This window comes from Bacillus sp. JST-5 (assembly GCF_057747715.1).
In genome coordinates this window covers 1-23,601 of record NZ_JBYLHW010000010.1, presented here as the reverse complement: position 1 = coordinate 23,601, position 23,601 = coordinate 1, and the positions used below count along the sequence as shown (strand labels likewise).

20 protein-coding genes are annotated in these 23,601 nt (G+C 34.0%); 11 read left to right on the top strand and 9 right to left on the bottom strand.

Features of this window, described 5'->3' with window-relative positions:
- Positions 1-12: 12 nt before the first annotated feature.
- From AC3ASS_RS04010 to AC3ASS_RS03990, 5 genes are all read right to left on the bottom strand, one after another.
- Positions 13-1,203 carry a glycine C-acetyltransferase gene (locus tag AC3ASS_RS04010; protein ID WP_488282224.1) on the bottom strand — a complete coding sequence of 397 codons (1,191 nt, stop codon included), beginning with the start codon at positions 1,201-1,203 and terminating at the stop codon, positions 13-15.
- A gap of 377 nt (positions 1,204-1,580) precedes the next feature.
- Positions 1,581-2,588 (bottom strand): ABC transporter ATP-binding protein, encoded by a 1,008-nt coding sequence (locus AC3ASS_RS04005; RefSeq protein WP_488282223.1) that lies wholly within the window; start codon positions 2,586-2,588, stop codon positions 1,581-1,583.
- Positions 2,563-3,588: an ABC transporter ATP-binding protein gene (locus AC3ASS_RS04000; protein ID WP_488282222.1), complete on the bottom strand. Its 1,026-nt coding sequence runs from the start codon at positions 3,586-3,588 to the stop codon at positions 2,563-2,565. The genes AC3ASS_RS04005 and AC3ASS_RS04000 overlap by 26 nt, the downstream gene beginning before the upstream one ends.
- 30 nt (positions 3,589-3,618) lie before the next feature.
- On the bottom strand, positions 3,619-4,539 hold the full coding sequence (gene nikB / locus AC3ASS_RS03995) for a nickel ABC transporter permease (RefSeq protein WP_488282221.1): 921 nt from the start codon (positions 4,537-4,539) through the stop codon (positions 3,619-3,621).
- A 15-nt stretch (positions 4,540-4,554) separates the two neighbouring features.
- Positions 4,555-5,463: an ABC transporter permease gene (locus tag AC3ASS_RS03990; protein ID WP_488282220.1), complete on the bottom strand. Its 909-nt coding sequence runs from the start codon at positions 5,461-5,463 to the stop codon at positions 4,555-4,557.
- A 365-nt stretch (positions 5,464-5,828) separates the two neighbouring features.
- Between AC3ASS_RS03990 and AC3ASS_RS03985 the strand changes: the two genes are divergently transcribed.
- Both AC3ASS_RS03985 and AC3ASS_RS03980 read left to right on the top strand, forming a co-directional pair.
- Positions 5,829-7,430, top strand: a complete 1,602-nt coding sequence (locus AC3ASS_RS03985) for a glutathione ABC transporter substrate-binding protein (protein ID WP_488282219.1) — start codon at positions 5,829-5,831, stop codon at positions 7,428-7,430.
- Positions 7,431-7,530: 100 nt separating this feature from the next.
- Complete coding sequence (locus AC3ASS_RS03980; RefSeq protein ID WP_488282218.1) at positions 7,531-7,704, top strand: SE1832 family protein; 174 nt, start codon at positions 7,531-7,533, stop codon at positions 7,702-7,704.
- A 262-nt stretch (positions 7,705-7,966) separates the two neighbouring features.
- Here the strand turns inward: AC3ASS_RS03980 and AC3ASS_RS03975 are convergent, their stop codons facing one another.
- A complete protein-coding gene (locus AC3ASS_RS03975) occupies positions 7,967-8,458 on the bottom strand; it encodes a hypothetical protein (protein ID WP_488282217.1) in 492 nt (163 codons plus the stop codon).
- Positions 8,459-8,762: 304 nt separating this feature from the next.
- Here AC3ASS_RS03975 and AC3ASS_RS03970 point away from each other — a divergent pair, with 304 nt between their 5' ends.
- Positions 8,763-9,014, top strand: a complete 252-nt coding sequence (locus AC3ASS_RS03970) for a glutaredoxin family protein (protein WP_488282216.1) — start codon at positions 8,763-8,765, stop codon at positions 9,012-9,014.
- A 10-nt stretch (positions 9,015-9,024) separates the two neighbouring features.
- Here AC3ASS_RS03970 and helD read toward each other — a convergent pair whose 3' ends face one another.
- Positions 9,025-11,388, bottom strand: coding sequence for an RNA polymerase recycling motor HelD (gene helD / locus AC3ASS_RS03965; RefSeq protein ID WP_488282215.1), 2,364 nt, complete (start codon positions 11,386-11,388; stop codon positions 9,025-9,027).
- 386 nt (positions 11,389-11,774) lie between these two features.
- On the opposite strand from helD, the gene AC3ASS_RS03960 reads away from it, so the two are divergent.
- The 6 genes from AC3ASS_RS03960 to AC3ASS_RS03935 all read left to right on the top strand — a co-directional run bounded on the left by AC3ASS_RS03960 (position 11,775) and on the right by AC3ASS_RS03935 (position 18,792).
- Complete coding sequence (locus tag AC3ASS_RS03960; RefSeq protein ID WP_488282214.1) at positions 11,775-12,134, top strand: hypothetical protein; 360 nt, start codon at positions 11,775-11,777, stop codon at positions 12,132-12,134.
- Between the two features lie 106 nt (positions 12,135-12,240).
- Entirely contained in the window at positions 12,241-13,638 is a 1,398-nt protein-coding gene (locus AC3ASS_RS03955) for a glycosyltransferase family 4 protein (RefSeq protein WP_488282213.1), read from the top strand.
- A gap of 106 nt (positions 13,639-13,744) precedes the next feature.
- The gene (locus tag AC3ASS_RS03950) at positions 13,745-15,433 is read left to right on the top strand and encodes a DUF6044 family protein (RefSeq protein WP_488282212.1); all 1,689 of its coding nucleotides are present in this window, start codon (positions 13,745-13,747) and stop codon (positions 15,431-15,433) included.
- 206 nt (positions 15,434-15,639) lie between these two features.
- Positions 15,640-17,331 carry a DUF6044 family protein gene (locus AC3ASS_RS03945; protein ID WP_488282211.1) on the top strand — a complete coding sequence of 564 codons (1,692 nt, stop codon included), beginning with the start codon at positions 15,640-15,642 and terminating at the stop codon, positions 17,329-17,331.
- A 19-nt stretch (positions 17,332-17,350) separates the two neighbouring features.
- Positions 17,351-18,376: a glycosyltransferase family 2 protein gene (locus tag AC3ASS_RS03940; RefSeq protein WP_488282210.1), complete on the top strand. Its 1,026-nt coding sequence runs from the start codon at positions 17,351-17,353 to the stop codon at positions 18,374-18,376.
- Entirely contained in the window at positions 18,373-18,792 is a 420-nt protein-coding gene (locus tag AC3ASS_RS03935) for a GtrA family protein (RefSeq protein WP_488282209.1), read from the top strand. Before AC3ASS_RS03940 ends, AC3ASS_RS03935 begins: the two co-directional genes overlap by 4 nt.
- Positions 18,793-18,876: 84 nt before the next feature.
- Here the strand turns inward: AC3ASS_RS03935 and AC3ASS_RS03930 are convergent, their stop codons facing one another.
- Positions 18,877-19,734, bottom strand: a complete 858-nt coding sequence (locus AC3ASS_RS03930; protein WP_488282208.1) for a carbon-nitrogen hydrolase family protein — start codon at positions 19,732-19,734, stop codon at positions 18,877-18,879.
- Between the two features lie 159 nt (positions 19,735-19,893).
- Here AC3ASS_RS03930 and pepT point away from each other — a divergent pair, with 159 nt between their 5' ends.
- Together pepT and uraA are read left to right on the top strand one after the other, a co-directional pair.
- The gene (gene pepT / locus AC3ASS_RS03925; protein ID WP_488282207.1) at positions 19,894-21,126 is read left to right on the top strand and encodes a peptidase T; all 1,233 of its coding nucleotides are present in this window, start codon (positions 19,894-19,896) and stop codon (positions 21,124-21,126) included.
- Between the two features lie 251 nt (positions 21,127-21,377).
- Complete coding sequence (gene uraA / locus AC3ASS_RS03920; RefSeq protein WP_488282206.1) at positions 21,378-22,658, top strand: uracil permease; 1,281 nt, start codon at positions 21,378-21,380, stop codon at positions 22,656-22,658.
- 122 nt (positions 22,659-22,780) lie between these two features.
- Here the strand turns inward: uraA and AC3ASS_RS03915 are convergent, their stop codons facing one another.
- Positions 22,781-23,500, bottom strand: a complete 720-nt coding sequence (locus AC3ASS_RS03915) for a DsbA family oxidoreductase (protein ID WP_488282205.1) — start codon at positions 23,498-23,500, stop codon at positions 22,781-22,783.
- Positions 23,501-23,601 lie beyond the last annotated feature (101 nt).

Sequence of the window (23,601 nt, the reverse complement as noted above, 5' to 3'; positions counted from 1 at the left end):
ACTTTGTTGCCCTTAAATAATATTTAATTCTTTACCAACTTTTTCATAAATGGAAATTGCTTGATCAAGCATTTCTTTCGTATGTGCTGCAGTTGGCATATTTCTTACTCGACCAGTGCCTCGTGGAACGGTTGGGAATACAATGGATTTAGCATAAACACCTTCTTCAAATAGACGCTTACTAAATTGTTGTGTTAATGTTTCTTCACCAATGATACATGGTGTAATTGGCGTTTCACTATTCCCGATATTAAATCCTAATGCTTTTAATTGTTCTTTTAAGTATTTTCCATTTTCCCATAGACGGTCATATAATTCTGTACTTTCCATTATTAATTCAATTGCTTTTTTAGCTGCTGCTGCATCGGCAGGAGTGACAGCTGTTGAGAATAAGAATGGTCGAGAACGAACTTTTAACCAATCAATTAAATCTTTTCTTCCTGCGACATATCCTCCAACGACTCCAATAGCTTTTGATAAAGTCCCTATTTGGAAGTCAATTTTCTCTTGTAAACCAAAATGTTTTACCGTCCCTGCACCTTTTCCTAAAACACCGGAACCGTGCGCGTCATCTACATAAGTAATTAAGTCAAATTCTTCAGCAATTTCTACGATTTCAGGTAATTTAGCAATATCCCCATCCATCGAGAATACGCCATCAGTAATGACCATAATTTTTTGGTATTGTCCACTCTCTTTTGCTTCTTTAGCCTTTTGTCTTAAATCATCCATATCTGAATGGTTGTAACGAATGATTTTCGCTTTTGATAATCGACATCCGTCTATAATAGATGCATGGTTTAATTCATCAGAAAGAATCGCATCATTTTTATCCATTACCGCTGAAATAGCAGCCATATTACAATTAAAACCAGATTGATAAGCGATTGCAGCTTCTGTTCCTTTAAATTTTGCAATTGTTTCTTCTAGCTGTACATGTAGATCTAATGTACCGTTAATAGTACGAACAGCGCCCGCTCCTACCCCATAATGTTTCACAGCCTGAATGGCTACTTCTTTTAATCTTTCATCTGTTGCTAAACCTAAGTAGTTGTTTGAAGATAAATTGATTAGTTTTTTTCCATTAATCGTAATAATAGGACCATTAGGGCCTTGAACTGGGTCAATTTCGTTATATAATCCTTTTTCCTTTAAGTCATTCAAGTTTTCAGTTAAAAATGATTGAAGGGTTTTACTTGACATCTCTTTTCACTCCTTTTTAATTATGTAAGCGCTTTATAAACATTTGTCCATTTCAGAAGTACAACAATGTCCTTTGATAACTTGTATACACTATATTCTATCACAATTACTATTTAATGTTTATATGGAATGGACATTTTAACAAAAATTCTTCTTATATATACTATTACCTTTTTTTCAGAAGAACATGAGAATAGACTGATAGCCAAACATTCAATACCCATTTTTTGTTTAAATGAACGTTAAAAATGGTATATATTTTTTCAATGATGGAGTTCATTTGATATGCTTCTTAACTAAAAACTTGTATAAAAAAGAAAAACTACGGTTATTACCGTAGTCAATTCTATAATATTCCAAAAAATCGGGTCATTTATTTAGTTGGCAACTTTTAATCCTTTTGAGATTTCTTCAAAATAGTGGCAAGCAGCCATATGTTTTTCTCCACTAGCTTCCACTTGTCTTAATTCAGGCACTTCCTTCTTGCAACGCTCTGTTGCAAACGGACATCTTGTATGGAAACGGCAGCCTTCAGGCGGATTGATCGGTGAAGGTACATCTCCTTTAAGAATAATTCTTTCTTTTTTCCTTTCCGGGTCAGGAACAGGGATCGCTGACAAGAGCGCTTTTGTATACGGATGTTGTGGATTTTCAAACAATGATAACTTATCCCCTATCTCCACAATTTTACCTAAGTACATGACAATAATTCTATCTGAAATATGTCTAACAACCCCTAGGTCATGGGAGATGAACATATACGTCAATTTATATTCTTTTTGCAATTTTTTCAATAAGTTTAATACTTGAGCTTGAATAGATACGTCAAGTGCGGAAACCGCTTCATCACATATAATCAACTTAGGATTTACTGATAGAGCGCGTGCGATTCCAATCCTTTGGCGTTGTCCCCCGCTAAATTCATGTGGATAACGATCCGCTTGATAGCGATTGATTCCAACAGTTTCTAGCAGTTGTAAAGCACGTTCTCTTCTTTCCTTTTTCGGAACGATATTTTGAATCTCCATCGCTTCTTCAATAATCTTTACTACCGTTTGGCGAGGATTTAAGGATGCGTAAGGATCTTGGAAAATGATTTGAATATCTTTGCGCATTTTCCGCATTTCTTTTTTACTCATCGACAAGATGTTTTTGTCTTCAAACCAAACTTCTCCAGATGTTGGTTCTTCTAATCGAAGAATCGCTCGACCAGTCGTTGACTTCCCACATCCAGATTCGCCTACGATACTTACTGTTTCACCTTCATATATTTCAAATGAAATATCATCAACAGCTTTTACATGGTTGACTGTTCTACCTAAAAAACCCCCTTTAATTGGGAAATATTGTTTTAAATGGTTAACTTTGAGCAATACTTTGTCCATTGTAAATGTCTACCTCCCTTTCTCCATCCCACTCATCGGTATAAATCCAACAGCGTACTTGATTTCCATCTACGTTTTGCAAATCAGGAAGTTTCTTGTGGCAAATTTCCGATGCATGTGGGCATCTCGGTGCAAATGCACAACCTGCCGGCATATCTTTCGGACTTGGCACAGTACCTTTAATGGCTGTTAGTTCTTCTTGATCAATATCATGACGAGGAAGGGAGTTTAATAGCCCCACGGTATATGGATGCTTTGGTTTTTTGAATAATGAACGAACATCCGAATATTCAACAATTTTTCCACAGTACATAACGGCAACTAAGTCACACGTTTCAGCTACAACCCCTAAATCATGGGTAATAAAAATTACAGACATATTTAATCGTTTTTGTAAATCTTTAATTAATTCAAGTATTTGCGCTTGAATGGTCACGTCTAAAGCGGTTGTTGGCTCATCCGCGATTAATAAATCCGGATTACATGCAAGCGCCATCGCTATCATTACCCGTTGTCTCATTCCACCGGATAATTCATGCGGATACTGTTTCACCCTTTTCTCCGGAGAAGGAATCCCAACTAGTTTTAGCATTTCTACCGATTTTTCCATTGCCACTTTTTTGCTTAATCCTTGGTGAATGATAAAAGCTTCTGATATTTGATCCCCAATGGTATACACAGGATTTAGCGACGTCATCGGTTCTTGGAAAATCATCGATATTTTATTTCCGCGAATTTCTCTCATTTCCTTTTTGGACAAATCTAAGAGGTTTTTCCCTTTAAAAAGAATTTCTCCCCCTTTAATTTCTCCTGGCTTATCTATTAAACGTAAAATTGATAGAGATGTTATACTTTTTCCCGATCCAGATTCTCCTACGAGTCCTAGAGTTTTTCCTTTAGGTACATCAAAGGAAACTCCGTTGACAGCTTTCACTTCTCCATCTTCCGTTTTAAATACCGTTTGCAAGTTTCGAACTTCTAAAATATTTTCTTTACTCATGATTGTCACCTCACTTTGAATGTTGATTTATTATTTCAGTTCAATTCGTTTATTTAAGTAGCGGTATGAAATATCAACCAATAAGTTTACGAGTACGAACAATAGGGAAATGATTAAAACTGTTCCTTGTACAACAGGGAAATCTCTTGCCCGAATTGCCTCAACGACGAGTCTTCCCATTCCGTTAATGGCAAATACCGTTTCGGTTAATACAGCACCACCTAAGAATGAACCAAACTCCAATCCCACTACCGTTACAACAGGAATTAACGCATTTCTTAACGCATGTTTATAAATAACCACTCGATCTCGAACACCTTTTGCTCTTGCTGTTCTGATATAATCTTGGCTTATAACCTCTAACATACTTGATCGCGTCATTCTTGCTACAATTGCAGCTCCTCCGGTTCCGAGAGTAATAACAGGTAGAATCATTTGTTGCCATGTCCCCCAACCAGAAGGAGGTACGAGCATTAAGTCGACGGCAAATTTTTTAATTAACATAAGACCTAACCAGAAGTTTGGCATCGAAAGTCCGAACAATGCCACAATCATGATAACAACATCTAGAATGCTATATTGTCTTACAGCAGATATTACACCAGCAATTAATCCAATAAACACACTCAAAATCGTACTATATATAGCTAATTCCACGGTTATCCAAAATCTGATTTTAATTTCGTCCATAACAGGAGCATTACTTCGAATAGATGTTCCTAAATCCCCTTGAATGATATTACCTAAAAATTTTCCATATTGAACATAAACAGGTTCATTTAAACCAAGCTTTTCTCTTAATTGCTCTACTTGCTCTTTAGGGGCACTTTCACCTGCGATAATTTGTGCAGGATCCCCTGGAATTAAATGCATTAATGAGAAAACTAATAACGTTACCCCAATTAACACTGGTATCGTTTGTATTAATCTTCGTACAACATATTTTATCATTCGGCCACCTCTTCTCTATTTTTTAGATTTTGGATCAAGGGCATCTCTGAGACCGTCTCCAAAAATATTAAACGCTAAAACAACAATCGCAATTGCTAATCCTGGAAACAATGCTACATGAGGATATTTAAAAATATAATTTCGCCCTTCATTTAACATTGCACCCCACTCAGGAGAAGGAGGTGTTGGCCCCAATCCTAAGAATGACAATCCTGATGCCGTTAAAATAGCTGTTGCAACACGTAAAGTTCCTTGAACAATAATAGGTGACAAAATATTCGGTAAAATATGTTTAAAAATAATCCTCGTATCGCTTGCACCTAATGCTTTTATGGCGTCTACATATTCTAAGTTTCTTACAGCTAAGGTTGACCCGCGAACAATTCTTGCAAATGCAGGTACAGAAAATACAGCAACAGCGATAATCACGTTCATAATGCTACCGCCAAGCACACTAGCAATCGCTAAAGCTAGTAAAATACCTGGGAATGCTAATAATACGTCCATAATTCTCATAATGATAGAATCTACGGTGCCTCCATAATATCCGGAAATAATACCTAGTAAAACTCCGACAATTGCTGCTAATATTACCGATAAAAATCCGACAATTAATGTCGTTCTCATTCCAAGAATAACACCAGTAAATATATCCCTTCCGTTATGATTAGTACCAAAAAAATGATCAGCAGAAGGAGGAAGTAATTTTAATTTATAATCAACTGTATAAAAGTCATCGGCATCGACAAAAAATGGTCCAATGATCGCAATAATTGCAAACAATAGTATTAAATAACCACCTATTAAAGCGGCTTTATTTTTCTTTAGACGTTTGTAGAAGGTTGCAAAACCTGAACTCTTTTTCTTTTTGGTTGGTGGTAAAGAATCACTTGGAGCAATTGTTGGATCAACCTGAGTGTTCATGACATCCATCCTTTCTAGTTTTCTAGCAAATGTAATGACATTTTATTTCATATGTTACATGAAAAAAGGTATTTTTGTAATACCTTTATTAGTAAATTATGAAGTTTGCAAAAAGTTTTTTCAACAAAAATCGACATTTTCAAAAAATTTACTCATTGATTTATCAATGATTATGTTGTATTATGTAGAAAAACGTCTGTCTATGTCTGAATATTTAGTCATGTTTTTGTATTTGCAATATTGTTTATTTATTCTCTATGGGTTATATTAAAGAAAATTTTATTTTTCCCAAAAAGTTTCTCCAATATTTTTAAAATATTTCTACATATGACTTTTTAGTCAAAAAAATTAAAAGGGGGATGTTTATGAAGCATTCAAAAAAATCATTACTATCCATTGCCTTCATGCTACTATTATCTATGATTCTAGCAGCATGCTCAGGCGGAGAAAAATCTTCTGATGATAAGAAAGATGGTAACAATGAAGCTAAATCTGGTGGCGACTTAACAATTGCATGGCCATCTGATGCTGTTTCTTTAGATCCTCATGGATCCAACGATGTTCCGTCTAGTAACGTTCAATACAACATTTATGAAACATTAGTTTACCAAGATGAAAATATTGAAATTAAACCACTTCTTGCAGAATCTTGGGAACAAGTCGATGACTTAACTTGGGAATTCAAATTAAAAGAAGGCGTAAAATTCCATGACGGAAGCGAACTAAATGCAGACGTTGTAGTAGCAAACTTTGATCGCCTTAAAGATCCAAAAGTAGCATCTCCAAAAGCTCACTTATATGAAATGGTAACTGAAGTAAAAGCGGTTGATACTTATAAAGTTCAAATTAAAACAGAGTATCCATTCGCTCCATTATTAGCTCATTTAGCGCATACTGGTGGATCTATCATCAGTAAAGAAGCTATTGACAAAGACTATGAAGCAATGGAAAATGGCGAACAAGCTGGAAGTTATATTAGTAAAAACCCTTCCGGTACAGGTCCATTTAAACTTGAAGAATGGCAATCCGGCCAACATCTCAAACTTGTGAAAAACGAAAATTATTGGGGAGAACCAGCAAAACTTAACAGTGTAACTTTCAAAGTTGTTCCTGAAGCATTAACTCGTGTCGCAGAATTAGAAACTGGCACAGTCCATATTTCTGATAACATCAGCCCAAGTGATATGGAGCATATCGATAGCTTAGATAATGCTGACATTCAACGTCAAACAAGCTTAAGCTTAGCTTACCTAGGTTTCAATTTGGATAAAGAACCATTTAATAACGTGAAAGTTCGTCAAGCTATTTCTATGGCAATTGACAAACAACAAATTTTAGAAGGTATTTATGAGGGTACAGGAGTTCCTGCTGTAGGACCTCTAGCACCAGATATTTATGGATTTGATGAGTCTGTAAAACCACTTGAATACAATTTAGATGAAGCGAAAAAGCTTCTTAAAGAAGCAGGCTATGAAAATGGATTCAAAACTACTATCTGGACAAACGAAGGTAATGCTGAACGCTTAAAAATTGCTGAATATGTACAATCTGCATTAAGAGATTTAAACATTGATGTAGAAATTCAAAGTATTGAATGGGGTACTTACTTAGCAGATACTGCTGCAGGTAAACACAATATGTTCATTTTAGGTTGGTCTACTGCTACTGCAGATGCTGACTATGCAATGTATCCATTATTCCACTCTTCAATGGTAGGAGAACCTGGTAACCGTACATTCTTAAAAGATTCTGAACTAGATAAAATTTTAGAAGAAGCTCGTAAGGAAACTGACGATACAAAACGTAAAGCTCTATACAAACAAGCTCAAGAAAAACTTGTAGAACTTGCACCAATGGTTTACTTATTACACACTGAGTACATTACTGGTGTAAGCACAAATGTTAAAGGATTCTCTACTCATCCAAGTGGAATGTACCTACTTAGAAACGTAACAATTGAAGAATAATAGAAAAGGCTGCAGGTCAATACCTGCAGCCTTTCATTTGATTTCTAGCAACTATTCCATGTAAAATGATAAAAAATCTAAATTTCTTGAGGTGTTATCATTGTCAAAATCAGAGATTGAACAAAAAATAGCAGAATTAAAGATGGATTACATTAGAATTCAAGGAGATATCGAAAAGCTTGAATCTGTAGGACACGATCCTTCAAAAGCAGAGCAAATGCTAGAAAACATTGAAAAAGAACTATCCGATTTGCGAAAACTATTAGAAGAATAAATGCTTCCATCCCTATGAATTTTTGAGCCAATGATAGTTAATTTAATATGGTTTCAAACAAAATTAGCCCATCTCAAAAATTGAGATAGGCTGCGTTTCCTTTGCGCGTTTCGTCTGTCAACCATTCAAATAATAGAGAAATTAAAAAAGTTGCATTTTTGCAATCAAATTGTCCTTTAATCCAACATTTAGTTTAAAAACAAAGAAATACACCCCAATAGCTTGCACTTTTCAACTATTGGGGTGTAAGTTTTTATATTTTTTATAAAATGCTTGAAAAGTCAGGTACTGCTAATTCGATACTATTAAATACAGCTGTCATTTTCTCAACGAATGCTTCTCTTAAAGGTTGGGCATCGGCAAAATCGCTTCCGCCGCTCTCAATAATTTCCGCTTTTTTGTTCATAAATGCTTTAAGATCCTCTAAAGCCTTTTGAATATCTTCTTTTTGCTCAGACAGTTTTTCTGGAATTGGTAATTCATCAACAGCCTTATTAAATTCTTCTACTGCTTGTTTTGCTGTGTAGTCTTCTTTTTCTGCAGAATCTAGTAAGTTTGCAAATTTTCCATCAACTGCATAAATCAACTTGTTTAATGCAGCTTGGTAGCTTAACAATTCTCCCCTAATTTCTTTTAATTCTTGTTCTTCTTTTGCTTTTTTATCTTCTTTATTATCTTCACTTGCTTTTTCATTGCTACAAGCAGCAAAAATCAATAAACACGCCGCTAATAACATTAAAAGGAACTTCTTCATTACGACTTCCTCCTATTTTCCTATGTAAAATTTGGAATTACTAGCAATTCCCATTTAATCATAGTTTTTTGTTAATTTCAATAGTTTTTAATTTTTCTATTATAAAATTTTAAATATATTAATATATTAAATAGATATAAAATTATCTTAATTTACTGAATATTTTATATTATATTATTTTCTCTATATAATTTAATTATTATTAAAGAATATGAAATACCCATATTAATTTCATTAGATTAGACGTTTACATTGATTAAAAGTTACATATTACTTATAGTAAGTAGGGAAAGGGGCGTTGAAATTGGAGAACAAAGTAATTATTTATACCCAAGAAACTTGCTCACCTTGTCAAGCAGAAAAAGAATGGCTTAAAAACAATGGCATTTCCTTTGAAGAACGGGATATTAGAAAAAATCAAAAATATTTACAAGAAGCTATTGATCTAGGCGCTTCTGCTACACCAGTCACTGTCATCATGAAAGATAACGAAAAAGAAGTCGTTCTCGGTTTTGATCAAGAAAAATTAACTAAACTGCTTAACTTAACGAATTAAACAAAAGCCGCTATTTAGCGGCTTTTGTTTTGTTTTCAAGTATATATAAATCATTTGGTATAGAATCAAATAGTTTTGTATCATTTTTTGTTTGGATTAAATGTAGTTCATGCATTGCCCTTGTACACGCTGTGTAAAAAATATTACGCTCAAAATCATTTTCTATTTGATATTTCGAACAATCATGAATGACAACCGCATCAAATTCAATACCTTTTGCCAAATAGGCAGGTATGATTAATACACCAGGTTCAAACATAACTGTGCCTTTTTCCATTAACCGAACAGAGAGGTGATATTTGAGCCGATCATAAACAATTTTACAATCTTTAGATGTACGACATATTATAGCAATTGTCTTATGATTACTTTCCTTTAGCATTTGAATTTTATCTATTAATGTTTTCGTCAAATTTTTCTCATCAACAAGTGTAATGACAGGCGCTTTACCATCTCTTTCAAAAGGGAGAATTTGAGAGGCATTTTTCTGAAATTCTCTTGAAAACAATACGATAGGCTTCGTAGATCGATAACTTTGAGTCAATGTAATTTCCTCAATACTTTCTCCTTCAAAAGCACTCCTAATGGAACGGGCAGGAGATTCAATGGTATGTGAGTATATCGCCTGATTCATATCACCTAATATCGTAAACTTACTGTTAGGAAATAATTGTTTAAAATAAGCATATTGAAAAGGAGAATAATCTTGTGCCTCATCAATAAAGACGTGACGTATAACTGAGATTGGTTTTCTCCCTTCCATTGAATCTTTTAAATATAGAATGGGCGTTGCATCTTCGTAAGGAAGATTCGAACGAAGTAGCTGTTGGACGGTTAAGTCGCAAATGGTTTCCCAATTGTCTGGTAAACGGATATCATCCTTACATAAATTTCTTACTAATGTTAAGTTAGAAAAAAGCTCTTTATAGATTGCTTTTAAATGGATAAATTGAAATTGGCTTATTTTTTTATATAATGTTTGAAATCTTTTTTTCACTACCAATTGTGAAAGGATTCTCTTTTCTGATTGATAATCATCAAAAGAATTCTCGGTATAACGATTGTCTCTTTGAATCTTTTTAAATGCATGTAAGTACTCTTCTTTATCCAACAGTTCAATTTCTCGTTCGACCCATTCTTTTTTCCTTTCTGCTCTCTCATATTTTTTTACGATTCTTTTGATCCAATCTTTTAACATTTGAATACGATTTGGAATAGGTAAATGTTGATCAAAGGAATAAAATTTTTCATATATTTCTTTTGCGGAGATAATCGTAGTACCACGGAATTTAATCCCTTTAAATTTCATTCCTTGATGACTTAAATATTGTATATATCGTTCTAATAAAGTTTTAAATTGGAGACTTGCCTTAAAGCGAATTCCATTCAATCTAGCCTGATATTCCGCTGACTCTTCTTGGCTTAATAAATATTCAATTTGTTCAAAAGAGTCTTCTATATTAAATTGTGAACCAAGCCGATTCAATAAAAATTCCCGAAACGTCGTTTGGTTCATATTTTCTTCGCCAAGTTCAGGCAGAACAGTAGATACATAGCTATTGAATAATGGATTAGGAGAAAAAAGCATAATCTGATCAGAACGAATACTTCCTCTATATCGATATAATAGATAAGCGACACGTTGCAAAGCAGCAGAAGTTTTCCCGCTACCAGCAACCCCTTGTACAACTAAAATTCGATTTTTTTCATTTCTAATGATTCGATTCTGTTCTTTTTGAATCGTTGACACAATACTTTTCATCTGTGTGCTTGCATTTTTCCCGAGTACTTCTCGAAGAATTTCATCACCGATCGTAATACCTGTTTCAAACATTCCTTCTATCTTACTATTTTTAATAACAAATTGCCTTTTAAGCTTCATCTCTCCCTTTATTTTTCCACCAGGTGTATCATATTCTGCTTCCCCTGGACCATAATCATAGTAAAGACTAGAAACAGGAGCTCTCCAATCATAAATCAAAAATTGATTATCTTTACTGATAAATGAAGAAAGACCAATATAAATCTTTTCCGCTTTTTCTTCCCCGTCTTCCAAAAAATCAATTCGACCAAAATAAGGGGAGTCTTTCAATCTCTCTAAAATTTTTATTTGCCTAGACATTTGTGAATGTGTACGTTCACGCTCTGCTAATAGTTCAACCTGCTGTTTGATACTTGTAAATGTTTCACCAAAATCGTCCGGCTCATCAACATTTACCGTTACATCCTCCCAAAAATTTTTCCTAAAATCGACAATATCCCCTTTGAGATCGCCTGATTTTTCCGTTAGTTCAATTTTCTTTTTTTCTATCTCCTTAACAACAAAATCTACCCTTTGTTGCTCCTTCATCCATTCTTGAGTAGGATTACTCATCATATACACCCCACAATTTTATAAAAACTGTTGACAACACAAAATAGTTTTGTTAAAATTAAATTGGGTAATTATTTTTATTTTTGGTATTTTGTGTGTCGCTATGCTATTTTATCATATTTTCTCCCTTTATTCAATGATCACCACACTCAGTCTGCATCTTATTCCTTTTTCATTATTCCCTCATTCATAGTCCTTTCACGAAAAAATAATTGTTATTAAATTTCCCATTATGTTCTTGATCCCTAATGCATTCATATAAAATGGTTATCATTTACTTCTTTAGTTTTTAGGAGTAATGAATAGAATAGAGATAACACTCTTTTTTACTAATATAGCTTTGTTATCATATCTTTTTAACAAAGGGATTAAAGGGAGGGTATCTTTTGATTAAAAAGTGGGGGCAAGGCGGTGCTGTAATCGTTGTTGCTTCAGCCTTATTTTTTCTATCTTTATTTTTACCATGGGTTGACATTGTTTTTGGTTCTTCCATCGGTTTTTCTACAGATGGCATATTCGTTCTATTATTGTTTGCATACCCTCTATATGTAATTCTTGCAAAAAAGCCGATGCATAAAATTGCCGGGATGGTATGTGGTATTGCTGCGATTGTTGCGATGATTTACTTTTACTCGCTAGTAAACACTCCATTAGGAAACTTTGCAGGTTCCGGTCTCTATATAGCCTTTATCTCTTCTATTTTATTATTAGTTGGTATCTATATAAAGAATAAAGAAGCTAAATAAGCTTTTCCTCTAGTCATTTTGATTAGAGGTTTTCTATTTTCCGTGACATAATGTTGGATTCATAATAAACTTAAACATAAATGACACTATAAACAGGGGTTTTTTTATGAAAATTTTAGTATTTTCTATGGCATCCATTTTAAAAGATGTATCGATTGGAGGATCTCAAAAACATTTAAGAGAACTTTTATTTTATTTTTCCAAAAAAGGGCATACCGTTACTGTTCTTACGAATCGTAGACAAGATAATTTTGAGCCATATCAATTATGCGAAGGAGTAGAAGTTCTGCCTATCCTTCGATTTAAAGAGACATTTCCAATCCCAAGCGACACACATCCATATCATTTAGCTTACTCCTATGAAATCATTCGGGAGTATGCAAAAAAACATGATGTTTTTTATATGCATGACTCGCAAATGGATTACGGATATTTACATACGGATATCCCAACGGTCGCTTCTCTAAAAAACTATGTATACCCAGAAGCAAAAATGTCGGCCTTTCATACGAACCGAGATCAACTCATTGTATCATGTGAATATATGTACGAATGTATAAAAGGTACGGTCGGTCGCGTCATACCAAATATCTCTGAACGAATGACCATAGTTAGAAATGGAATCAACCTTGAACTTTATAAACCAACAAGTAGCCATTGGAGAGAAAAATTAGGGATCGAAGAAAACGATTTTGTTGTATTATTTCCACATCGACCTGAGCGAGTAAAAGGAATATTTGAGACTTTTGAAGTTGTTAAACGATTAAAAAAAGAAGTCAAGGGAAGAAACATTAAGCTTCTCATGCCAAAACATTTTGATGAAAAAGTGTCTGAACAAACTAAACACTTTTATCAGTCTGTGATGGAGGAAGCAAAGGCATTAGAAATTCATGATTCTATAGTTTTTTTCGATTGGCTTCCTAATGAAGAAATGCCGAAAATTTATTCTTTAGCAGACGTTACTCTTTGTATCGGGAATATGATTGAAGCCTTCGGATACGTTCAACTCGAGTCCATTGCTTGCGGTACTCCTGTTGTTGTTTCAAAAGTCGCGGCACAAAGAACGATTGTTCCAGAAGGCTACTCAGTAAAAAAAGTCGATTACGGGGATATTGAAGATGCCGTTCAAGCTGTTTTATCAACGATGAATGAAGAAATCAATATTGATTTGATTCATTCTTTTATTGACAAAAACTATAATTACGAAGAAAATATGGCTGGTTATGAACGTGTCATAACTCATGCAGAAATTTCTGATAGAGGCATCACTTCTAGTAATAACAATCACCCGCAGTTATATAAACTTGCTCCATGGTGCTATATATCAAAACATGGAATTTATAATGATTATGAGTATCGCTACTTAAAAAATGAGAAATTATATCCGTTTTTGAAAGAAATAGGTGAAAATCCCTTCAGTTACGAAGAGTTCCTTACGAAATCAAAACTACCAGCGCACGAATTAGAACGGGCCATCATCAATGGAATTATTGTAAAAGCGTAGAATGCTCCCAAAAGAGGGGGCATTCTTTTTTATTTTGGAAAATGATACATATTCAAAAGGTTTCGGTTCATAATAAGTTATTGAATTAGGAAATAGGTGATCCGCAATGGAATTTCAATCCAAAAGAGAATCTTATTTATTTCTTTTAGCAATTGCAGCTATTGTATTATTCATTTCTCCACTTTTCATTTTAGGGGAAAATGCCCACATCCGAGTTCATGACAATCTCGATTCAAACATAGCTTGGTATAAGGTGTTAAAAGAGAGTGGGGAGACATTTGGAAATTTAGATGCAAAAATTCCTCAGGTCATTGGTGGACAACTTTCTCGTAATGCTTATGGCTCTGAATGGACAGGTATTGTATTGTTGCATTACTTTCTTCCGTCAATGACTGCTTATAGTTGGAGCCAATTCATCACTAGATTTTTTGCTTTTATCGGAATGTACTTACTTTTAAAAACACATATCATAAAAGATCGAAAAGCCTATCCAATTACTATTGGTGTTTCTTTAGCTTTTGCATTAACACCATTTTGGCCATCGGGAATGTTAAGTACATTAGGACATCCGTTAGCACTTTGGGCGTTTTTAAATATTCGAGCCAAAAATTACTCATGGAAAAATTGGCTTACTATAGGGTTACTCCCATTCTATTCAAGTATCGTACTTGGTTTTTTCTTTTTCATTGTGGCCATTGGCTTGCTTTGGCTCTATGACTTAATTGTAAAAAAAGATTGGAACCTTCCTTTCCTAGGCAGTATTTTTTTCATGTGTAGCATATTTATGCTCGTTGAATATCGACTCGTCTATTCTATGCTATTTTCTCATGAACCTGTACACCGATTAGAATTTATATCTTCGAGACACGATTTCGCACGTTCATTACGATTATCTTTCAAAAATTTTGTTCTAGGTCATAATCATGTGTTAACCATTCATACGTTCGTTATACTCCCAATCCTTACCCTTGTATTGCTCATATCATTAACCAAAAAGAAAAAACAAAAGGAAGATCAATTATTTATTTTTCTATTTATTCTTAATTACATTCTCTCGCTTTGGTACGCCCTCTGGTTTAATAATCTCTGGATTCCTTTGAAAGAAAAAATTGATTTATTAAATACATTTAATTTTGCTCGGTTTCATTTTTTAAGACCACTCATCATCTATACTAGTTTTGGACTCGGTTTATATATATTATGGAAGAAATATGTCAAATGGAGAAAAGTGGTCATCGGATTTATTATTGCACAAATTTTAGTTCTTGTTCCCTTTAATGAAGAGATTTTATTTGGAATAGTTCTGAAAGAGCCTTCTTTTAAGCAATTTTATGCAACGGAACAATTTGAAGAAATCAAAAATTTTATCGGTCTACCTCAACATCAGTACAAAGTGGCAAGTATCGGTCTTCATCCTGCCATTGCGCAATATAACGGATTTTATACATTGGATACTTATAACAATTTTTACCCTCTCTCCTATAAATATGAGTTTCGAAAAATTATTGAAAATGAGTTAGAAAAAAGTAAAAAGTTAAAAACTTATTATGATGAGTGGGGGAGTCGTTGTTATATTTTTGTAGCCGAATTAGGAAAAAAATACGATTTTCGTAAACATTCTAAGAAAGTGATTAAAAACCTCGAACTTAATACGGATGCATTTAAAGACATGGGAGGAAGATTTATTTTTTCTTCGGTCCCGATATTAAATGCCGAAGAAAATAGGTTGTCACTCTTAAAAGTTTTTGAACATCCAGATTCAGCTTGGAAGATCTATGTTTATGAGGCTATATAAAAATCGGTTTGTATAGAAGCAAACCGATTTTTTCATGAATTATTTTTAAAAATATATACCAAAATTTACAATTTAAGAGTATAATAGCTGGCATGGACTTTTTAAAAAAATTGTCATTCCTTCACATTTTTTAAAAATGATGAAACGTTAATAGTCGTTTTAACGTTTAATATTTTGACAGAACAAAAAGAAAGCGATGGTTTAAAATGAAAGAATTTTATCAGCAGCATAAAGAAAGAATTTACGTTATTGGTGGACTAATTGGGATATTACTATTCGTATCCCCTTTATTTATTTTAGGTGAGAATGCACATATACGTGTTCACGATAATTTAGACTCAAATTTAGCATGGTATAAAGTGTTAGCTAATAGTGGAGAAATGTTCGGTGGGTTAACGTCTACAATTCCGCAAATTATTAATGGATTACCAAGGGAGGCCCTTGGTTCTGAATGGACAGGCATTGTATGGTTACATGCACTCTTCCCATCGATGACAGCGTACGCGATTAGTATGCTTATTACTAGAGTCTTTGCATTTTTAGGGATGTACCTTCTCCTAAAGAACTATGTCGTTAAAAATGAAAAAGCAGTATTGATTCGTGTCGGAGTAGCTTTATTATTTGCTATTACTCCGGTTTGGCCGTCAGGAATGTTAAGTACATTAGGACATCCTTTAGCATTATGGGCATTTTTAAACATTCGTAAAAAAGATTATTCGTGGAAAAACTGGTTAACACTAGGGTTATTGCCGTTATACTCAAGTTTTGTTTTAGGATTTTTCTTTTTCCTAGCAGCAATAGGGTTTTTATGGCTATACGACCTCATTAAAACGAAAAAATGGAATCTTCCTTTCCTTGGAAGTATTGCTTTTATGACATTTGTCTTCGTACTAGTCGAATACAGACTTTTTTATTCTATGATCGTTGAACAAGAACCGAATCATCGAACAGAATTTTATTTATCGAAAAATAATTTAATGGAAACGATCCAACTATCCTTTAAAAACTTTTTTATTGGACATACACATGATTTAACCATTCACGATATTGTCATTATGCCTGTTTTAATTGGTGTATTACTTATAGTCATTTTCCAAAAACAGAAAGGCAGATTAGAAAAGCTTTACATTTCCTTATTTTCTTTTAATTATTTATTGTCCTTATGGTATGCCTTTTGGTGGTATGAAGGTTGGGTACCGTTAAAAGAGAAAAGCGAATTGCTTAATACATTTAATTTTTCCCGTTTCCATTTCCTTTCACCTATTGTCATTTATGTAAGCTTTGCTCTTGCTTGCTACCTACTTTGGAGGATTGGAAAGGTTTGGAGAAAAATTGTACCTATTATTTTGGTCGCCCAACTACTTGTACTACTTCCTTATAACGAAGAATATCGGTATGGCATTGAACATCCGTCACCATCATTTAAAGAATTTTTCGCGGAGGAACAGTTTGAAGATATTAAAGAATATATAGGTCTTCCTCAAGATTCTTATCGTGTCGCGAGTATCGGTATTCATCCTGCTATTTCTCAATACAACGGATTTTATACGGTAGATACTTACAATAATTTATATCCGCTTACATATAAACATGCATTTCGGAAAATAATAGAAAAAGAGCTAGCAAAAAATAAAGTTTTAAGAGAGTATTTTGATGATTGGGGCGGACGTTTATATATATTCGTTGATGAATTAGGGAAAAAATATGACTATAAAAAGAATTCTAAAAAAGTCATTCAACATTTAGAACTTAATACGGAAGCTTTCAAAGAACTCGGTGGACGTTATTTCTTATCAGCAGTGCCTATACAAAATAATGAAGAAAATAACTTAGTCTTTAAAAAAGCGTTCGAACACCCAGATTCAGCTTGGAAGATTTATTTATATGAAGTGAAGTAGACTTCAAGGAGGATTTTTTATGATTTACACGAAACCTTTATTAACGGTTGTTGTTCCATGTTATAACGAAGAGGAAGTACTAAATGAAACAATGAAACAGCTTTCTTCCGTACTTGATGATTTAATTGGTGAACAATTAATTTCAGAGGAAAGTAAACTATTATTCGTAGATGACGGCAGTAAAGATGATACATGGTCCATCATTGCGATGGAAAGTGTCAATAATAAATATGTGAAAGGTATTAAACTTGCTCGGAATGTCGGCCATCAAAAAGCATTATTAGCTGGGCTGGAAATTGCAAAAGAAAAATCTGATTGCGTAATTTCCATCGATGCTGATCTTCAAGATGATATTTCCGTCATACGTGAATTCATAAAAAAATATATCGAAGGATACGATATTGTTTATGGAGTTCGTAGCTCTAGAAAAAAAGATACGTTTTTCAAGCGAACAACCGCTCAAGGTTTTTATAAACTCATGAATAAATTAGGGATTCATCTTGTCTATAATCATGCGGATTACCGACTAATGAGTAAACGGGCATTAGAAGAATTAAGTCGATTTAAGGAAGCTAATTTATTTTTACGGGGAATTGTTCCGATGATCGGGTTCCGTTCTACAAAAGTTTATTATGAACGTAAAGAAAGACATGCAGGGGAAACAAAATATCCATTAAAGAAAATGCTATCCTTCGCCTTTGATGGTATTACATCTTTCAGTGTAGCACCAATTCGTCTTTTAACAATGATAGGATTTCTTCTATTTTTTATCGGAGGAATTGCCGGCAGTTATGCCTTATACCAAAAATGGTTTGGACATACAAATTCAGGATGGACGTCCTTAATGATTTCAATTTGGCTCCTAGGAGGATTGCAAATCATAGGCATTGGTGTGATTGGTGAGTATATTGGAAAGATTTATGAAGAAGTTAAAGGAAGACCAAAATACGCTATTGATATCGATTTATATTCAGATTCAATACTTAGTTTGAATAATGAAAACAAACGAAATAAGGAGCAATTAATGGTAAGAGGTAATAAATGAAATATCCTTTTTTAAGATTTTTAATGGTAGGAATTATAAATACGATTGTCGGTTTATCAATGATCTTTTTGTTATTCTATATTTTTCATCTATCTTATTGGGTCGCAACATTCTTTGGAAATATTGTCGGAGGCTTAGTAAGTTTTATATTGAATAGAAGTTTCACTTTTCAAAGTGATAAAAGTATAAAAAAAACGATTGTACCTTTTTTCCTTGTTATGTTTATATGTTATTTTGTTTCATATAACATTGGGAAAAAAATTGCTTTTTCCTTCTTGAATATTACGGCATTACCGATTCTCTCCGTTCATGACCTTGCTATATTACTTGGATCAGGATTGTATACGATAACGAATTATTTCGGACAAAAACTGTTTGTTTTTTCACATAAAGGACAGAAAGAGGAAAGTACCTAAAGCGAAATAGGTATTTTCCTCTTTTAATGGTATTATCTGAACCTACATCTTTTCTTTTTCAGAAATAACCTACTCTTGTTTCACTTATTTCCAATCTGGATATAAATCCGTCCGTCGATCTCTCCAAGTCGTGACAGAACCTTTTTCTCTTACATCGTATAATAACTGTAAATCTAAATCTGCCGTAACAATCATATCGTTATTGATTTCTCCCTCTACTAATATCCCTTTCGGCGGAAAAGGAATGTCATTCGGAGTAATAATGGCCGCTTGTGCGAAGTTTGCCCGCATAAAATCTACGTTCGGAAGGGAACCTACTGTTCCAGTTAAAACGACATACACTTGATTTTCTATTGCCCTTGCATGACTTGTATAACGGACGCGGTGAAAACCATGCCTGTCATCCGTACATGATGGGCAGAAAATAACATCTGCACCTTTAGCTTTAGCCATTCGAACAATTTCAGGAAACTCGATGTCATAACAAGTAAGAATGGCAATTTTTCCTTTTTTTGTTTCAAATATATTCAATTGATCTCCTTTAGACATGTTCCATTCATGAACCTCTGTAGGAGTAATATGCAATTTCGCTTGTTGATCGACTTTTCCGTCCGGGTGAAAAAGATGGGCAACATTGAATAAATAACCATCTTTTTCAATAACATGGGTACCGCCAATAATGTACATATTCGTTTCTTTGGCAAACGATTGGAATAAAGATAAATATTGCTCTGTAAAGGACGGGAGCTCTGTAATGGGAAGTCCATTCCCTTTATGATCCCCTATAGATAAAAGTTGAGTTGTAAAAAATTCCGGAAACAAAACAAATTCGGCACCAAATTCTTGAGCTGTTTTAATATAATGTTCGCACTGCTTAGCAAAATCATTAAAAGATGAGATCTTATGCAAATGATATTGTACTGCCGACACTCGCAACTTCATCAAATAGCTCCCCTTTCTTTTTTCTTTCGTCTTTATCGATTATGATTCATCCTATTCATTTTGACAACGAAAAAATTCAATTTTCTTATTTACCTTAAATGATATAAGAAAGAAAATCATGTTAAAATATTTTTAATACATAAAAGGGAGTGTATATTCATGAAAGAGGAAATGATCAAAAGATTTACAACATATGTCCAAATCGATACGCAATCAAATGAAGACAGTGAAACTTGTCCATCTACTAAAGGACAATTAGAACTTGGAAAACTATTAGTTGAAGAGTTAAAAGAAATAGGAATGCAAGAAGTATCCATGGATGAGAACGGGTATGTATTTGCAACACTTCCTTCGAATACGGAAAAAGATGTTCCTACCATTGGATTTCTAGCCCATTTAGATACTGCGACAGATTTTACTGGTAAAAATGTAAAACCTCAATTGGTAGAAAACTATGACGGCGGAAATATTGTTTTAAATAAAGAATTAGGGGTTATCCTTTCTCCGTCCGATTTTCCAGATTTATTAAATTACAAAGGTCATACATTGATAACAACGGATGGGACAACATTACTTGGTGCCGATAACAAAGCTGGAATCGCAGAAATCATGACAGCTATGCATTATCTTATTCGTCATCCAGAAATTAAACATGGAAAAATTCGAGTCGGATTTACTCCCGATGAAGAGATCGGAAGAGGTCCTCATAAATTTGATGTAAAAGCTTTTAATGCTAACTATGCATATACAGTAGATGGAGGTCCACTAGGAGAACTCCAATACGAAAGTTTTAATGCAGCATATGCAAAGTTAACCTTCAAAGGATCGAACGTGCACCCTGGTACCGCTAAAGGAAAAATGATACACTCAGCAAAAATGGCGATGGAGTTTCATCAACAACTACCTTCTGAACAAGCACCTGAATTTACAGAGGGTTACGATGGTTTCTATCATCTTCTTTCTTTTCATGGTGATGTAGAAACAACCAATCTATACTACATTATTCGTGATTTCGATCGTCAGTTATTTGAAGAAAAGAAAGATAAAATCAAACAAATTGTTGCTCAATTAAAAGAAAAATACGGCGAACAAGCAGTTCAATTAGATATGGGTGACCAATATTATAATATGCGCGAAAAAATTGAGCCGGTAAAAGAAGTGGTCGATATCGCATATGAAGCTATGAAAAACCTTGACATTGAGCCGATCATTAAACCGATTCGTGGAGGTACAGACGGTTCCCAGCTTTCCTATATGGGATTGCCTACTCCAAATATTTTTACTGGCGGTGAAAATTTCCACGGAAAATATGAATATATTTCTGTAGAAAATATGATTAAAGCAACGAACGTAATCATTGAAATTACCAAATTATTCGAACAAAAATATTAAAAAAAATCATTGACATTCTCCGATGAAACTGTGAAAATAACTATGACAAACAAATCAATCATATGAGTGTAAACCTTTAAAAACAGTCCTGTGAGGCTGGCAAGGTTTGGGCGGAGTTCATTTCATTGGATGAATTCTGTACATGTATATATATTTGTAAAAATAGGAATTTACTATTTTAAAATATATAGCACCTTGCCAACTTATAGGCAAGGTGCTTTTTTTATGATTTTATTTGAGGGGGAATAACAATGGCACAGCGAGAAATTCAAGTGGACGAACGACTACCTATATTAAAAAGTTTACCTTTAAGTTTACAACACTTATTCGCTATGTTCGGTTCAACTGTACTAGTACCAATCTTATTTGAAGTCGATCCTGCTACCATTCTCTTATTAAACGGGATAGGTACATTGCTTTATATTTTTATCACCAAAGGAAAAATACCTGCATACTTAGGTTCTAGCTTCGCATTTTTATCTCCGGTATTTGCCGTCCTTGGTGCATACTCAGGGGGTACCGGTTATAACTATGCATTAGGTGGATTTTTAGTTGTAGGTATTGTGCTAGTACTTGTCGGCTTCCTCGTAAAAATTGCAGGTACCTCTTGGGTGGATGTTATCTTTCCTCCTGCTGCTATGGGAGCTATTGTAGCGTTAATCGGTTTAGAGTTAGTTCCAGTAGCTGCTGAAATGGCAGGGTTAATCGCCCCAGCCGGTACTGAAAATTGGTCTATTGATTCAAAAGTAGTAACTGTCTCATTGCTTACTTTAGCCATTACGATCATCTGCTGGGTGACATTAAGAGGATTTTTGAAAATTATCCCTATTCTTTTAGGAATCATTGGAGGATATTTAATCGCTTGGGGATATGGAATGGTTGATTTGTCTACAGTGAAAGAAGCGGCTTGGATTCAATTGCCAACTTTCTACTCTATGAAACTTGATTTTTCAGCCATATTAACGATTCTGCCAGCTGCATTAGTTTTAATTCCTGAACATATCGGGCATTTAGTTGTTACAGGTAATATTGTCAATAAAGATTTAGTTAAAGACCCTGGCTTGGATAGATCCTTAATGGGTAACGGATTTTCCACAATCTTATCAAGTTTCTTTGGATCAACACCAAATACCACGTATGGAGAAAATATTGGAGTTTTAGCCATTACACGCGTTTACTCGATTTGGGTAATTGGTGGTGCAGCAGTTATTGCTATATTCTTATCATTCTGCGGTAAGTTAGCAGCCTTAATATCTTCCATTCCTAGTCCGGTAATGGGCGGTATATCGCTACTCTTGTTTGGAATTATCGGGGCAAGCGGTATTCGAATGCTAGTAGAGTCAAAAGTAGATTACAGCAAATCTAAAAATTTAATCTTAACATGTATCGTATTTGTCATCGGACTTAGCGGTGCTTCCATTACGATTGGTTCTGTAGCTTTAAAAGGAATGGGACTAGCGACGATTGTTGCGATTGTATTAAGTCTGTTCTTTAAAATACTTGATGTATTAAAACTTTCCAATGAAGACTAAAAAACCGGACATGTCCGGTTTTTTTTAATGACTATAAGTACGTGATTTTGACACAGTTTTCTTATGTTGCTCACATCAAATAAAATTTAAAGGGGATTAGAAAAATTCTATCCCATTTATTTTTATATGTTGCATGAACCATCCGAACAATTTTCATTGCCATTATTATTTGAATTAGATTGCAATATTTGAATCTTGATTTTTTCGTTTTCTTCTTCCCATACCTTCTGTAAAACTTCTGAAAATACCTCTGTCGGTTGTGCCCCTTGAACAGCATATTTTTCATTAAATACAAAGAACGGAACACCTGTAATTCCTAATCGGCTAGCTTCCTGCTGATCAGCGTCCACCTCTTTTTTGTATTGATCACTTTCAAGTAACTGTTTTACTTCTGTTCGATCAAGACCAATTTCTTCTGCTATGGAGGCAAGAGTCTCATGATCACCGATATGGAGCGAATCTGTAAAATATGCTTTTAACAATCTCTCTGTCAATTCCTTGTCCTTACCTAGACTTTTCGCATAATGAGAGACTCGATGAGCATCTAAAGTATTAGTTGGTTTCATCGTATCAAAGTGATATGTTAATCCCACTTCTTCAGCTTGTCGCCCAACTTGTTCGTTCATCTTTTTCGCTTGATCATAACTTACACCAAATTTTTCAGCAAGGACTGTATGAATATCTTTATTTGTATACGTCGGACTGGTAGGATTTAATTGAAAGCTCCGAAAAACAACCTCTACTTTTTCTCTATGATCAAATAAATCCAATGCCTGTTCTAGACGTCTTTTTCCAATATAACAAAACGGACATACATAATCCGACCATATTTCAATTTTCATTTTTTACCCTCCCAATAATCTTTCCGTATTGTCAAAAGTTTCTAAGTAAAAACTTACATTTTTATTGATTTAATGCTATTTAAGACAAAAAAACTTGCCAC

Bases quoted from the DNA above. Each gene is read 5' to 3' on its own strand.
- nikB (WP_488282221.1), bottom strand. From the start codon at position 4,539: ATGATAAAATATGTTGTACGAAGATTAATACAAACGATACCAGTGTTA.
- AC3ASS_RS03930 (WP_488282208.1), bottom strand. From the start codon at position 19,734: ATGAAGTTGCGAGTGTCGGCAGTACAATATCATTTGCATAAGATCTCA.
- AC3ASS_RS03975 (WP_488282217.1), bottom strand. From the start codon at position 8,458: ATGAAGAAGTTCCTTTTAATGTTATTAGCGGCGTGTTTATTGATTTTT.
- AC3ASS_RS03915 (WP_488282205.1), bottom strand. From the start codon at position 23,500: ATGAAAATTGAAATATGGTCGGATTATGTATGTCCGTTTTGTTATATT.
- AC3ASS_RS03945 (WP_488282211.1), top strand. From the start codon at position 15,640: ATGAAAGAATTTTATCAGCAGCATAAAGAAAGAATTTACGTTATTGGT.
- AC3ASS_RS03935 (WP_488282209.1), top strand. From the start codon at position 18,373: ATGAAATATCCTTTTTTAAGATTTTTAATGGTAGGAATTATAAATACG.
- AC3ASS_RS04000 (WP_488282222.1), bottom strand. From the start codon at position 3,588: ATGAGTAAAGAAAATATTTTAGAAGTTCGAAACTTGCAAACGGTATTT.
- pepT (WP_488282207.1), top strand. From the start codon at position 19,894: ATGAAAGAGGAAATGATCAAAAGATTTACAACATATGTCCAAATCGAT.
- helD (WP_488282215.1), bottom strand. From the start codon at position 11,388: ATGAGTAATCCTACTCAAGAATGGATGAAGGAGCAACAAAGGGTAGAT.
- AC3ASS_RS04005 (WP_488282223.1), bottom strand. From the start codon at position 2,588: ATGGACAAAGTATTGCTCAAAGTTAACCATTTAAAACAATATTTCCCA.
- AC3ASS_RS03990 (WP_488282220.1), bottom strand. From the start codon at position 5,463: ATGAACACTCAGGTTGATCCAACAATTGCTCCAAGTGATTCTTTACCA.
- uraA (WP_488282206.1), top strand. From the start codon at position 21,378: ATGGCACAGCGAGAAATTCAAGTGGACGAACGACTACCTATATTAAAA.
- AC3ASS_RS03940 (WP_488282210.1), top strand. From the start codon at position 17,351: ATGATTTACACGAAACCTTTATTAACGGTTGTTGTTCCATGTTATAAC.
- AC3ASS_RS03955 (WP_488282213.1), top strand. From the start codon at position 12,241: ATGAAAATTTTAGTATTTTCTATGGCATCCATTTTAAAAGATGTATCG.
- AC3ASS_RS03950 (WP_488282212.1), top strand. From the start codon at position 13,745: ATGGAATTTCAATCCAAAAGAGAATCTTATTTATTTCTTTTAGCAATT.
- AC3ASS_RS04010 (WP_488282224.1), bottom strand. From the start codon at position 1,203: ATGTCAAGTAAAACCCTTCAATCATTTTTAACTGAAAACTTGAATGAC.
- AC3ASS_RS03985 (WP_488282219.1), top strand. From the start codon at position 5,829: ATGAAGCATTCAAAAAAATCATTACTATCCATTGCCTTCATGCTACTA.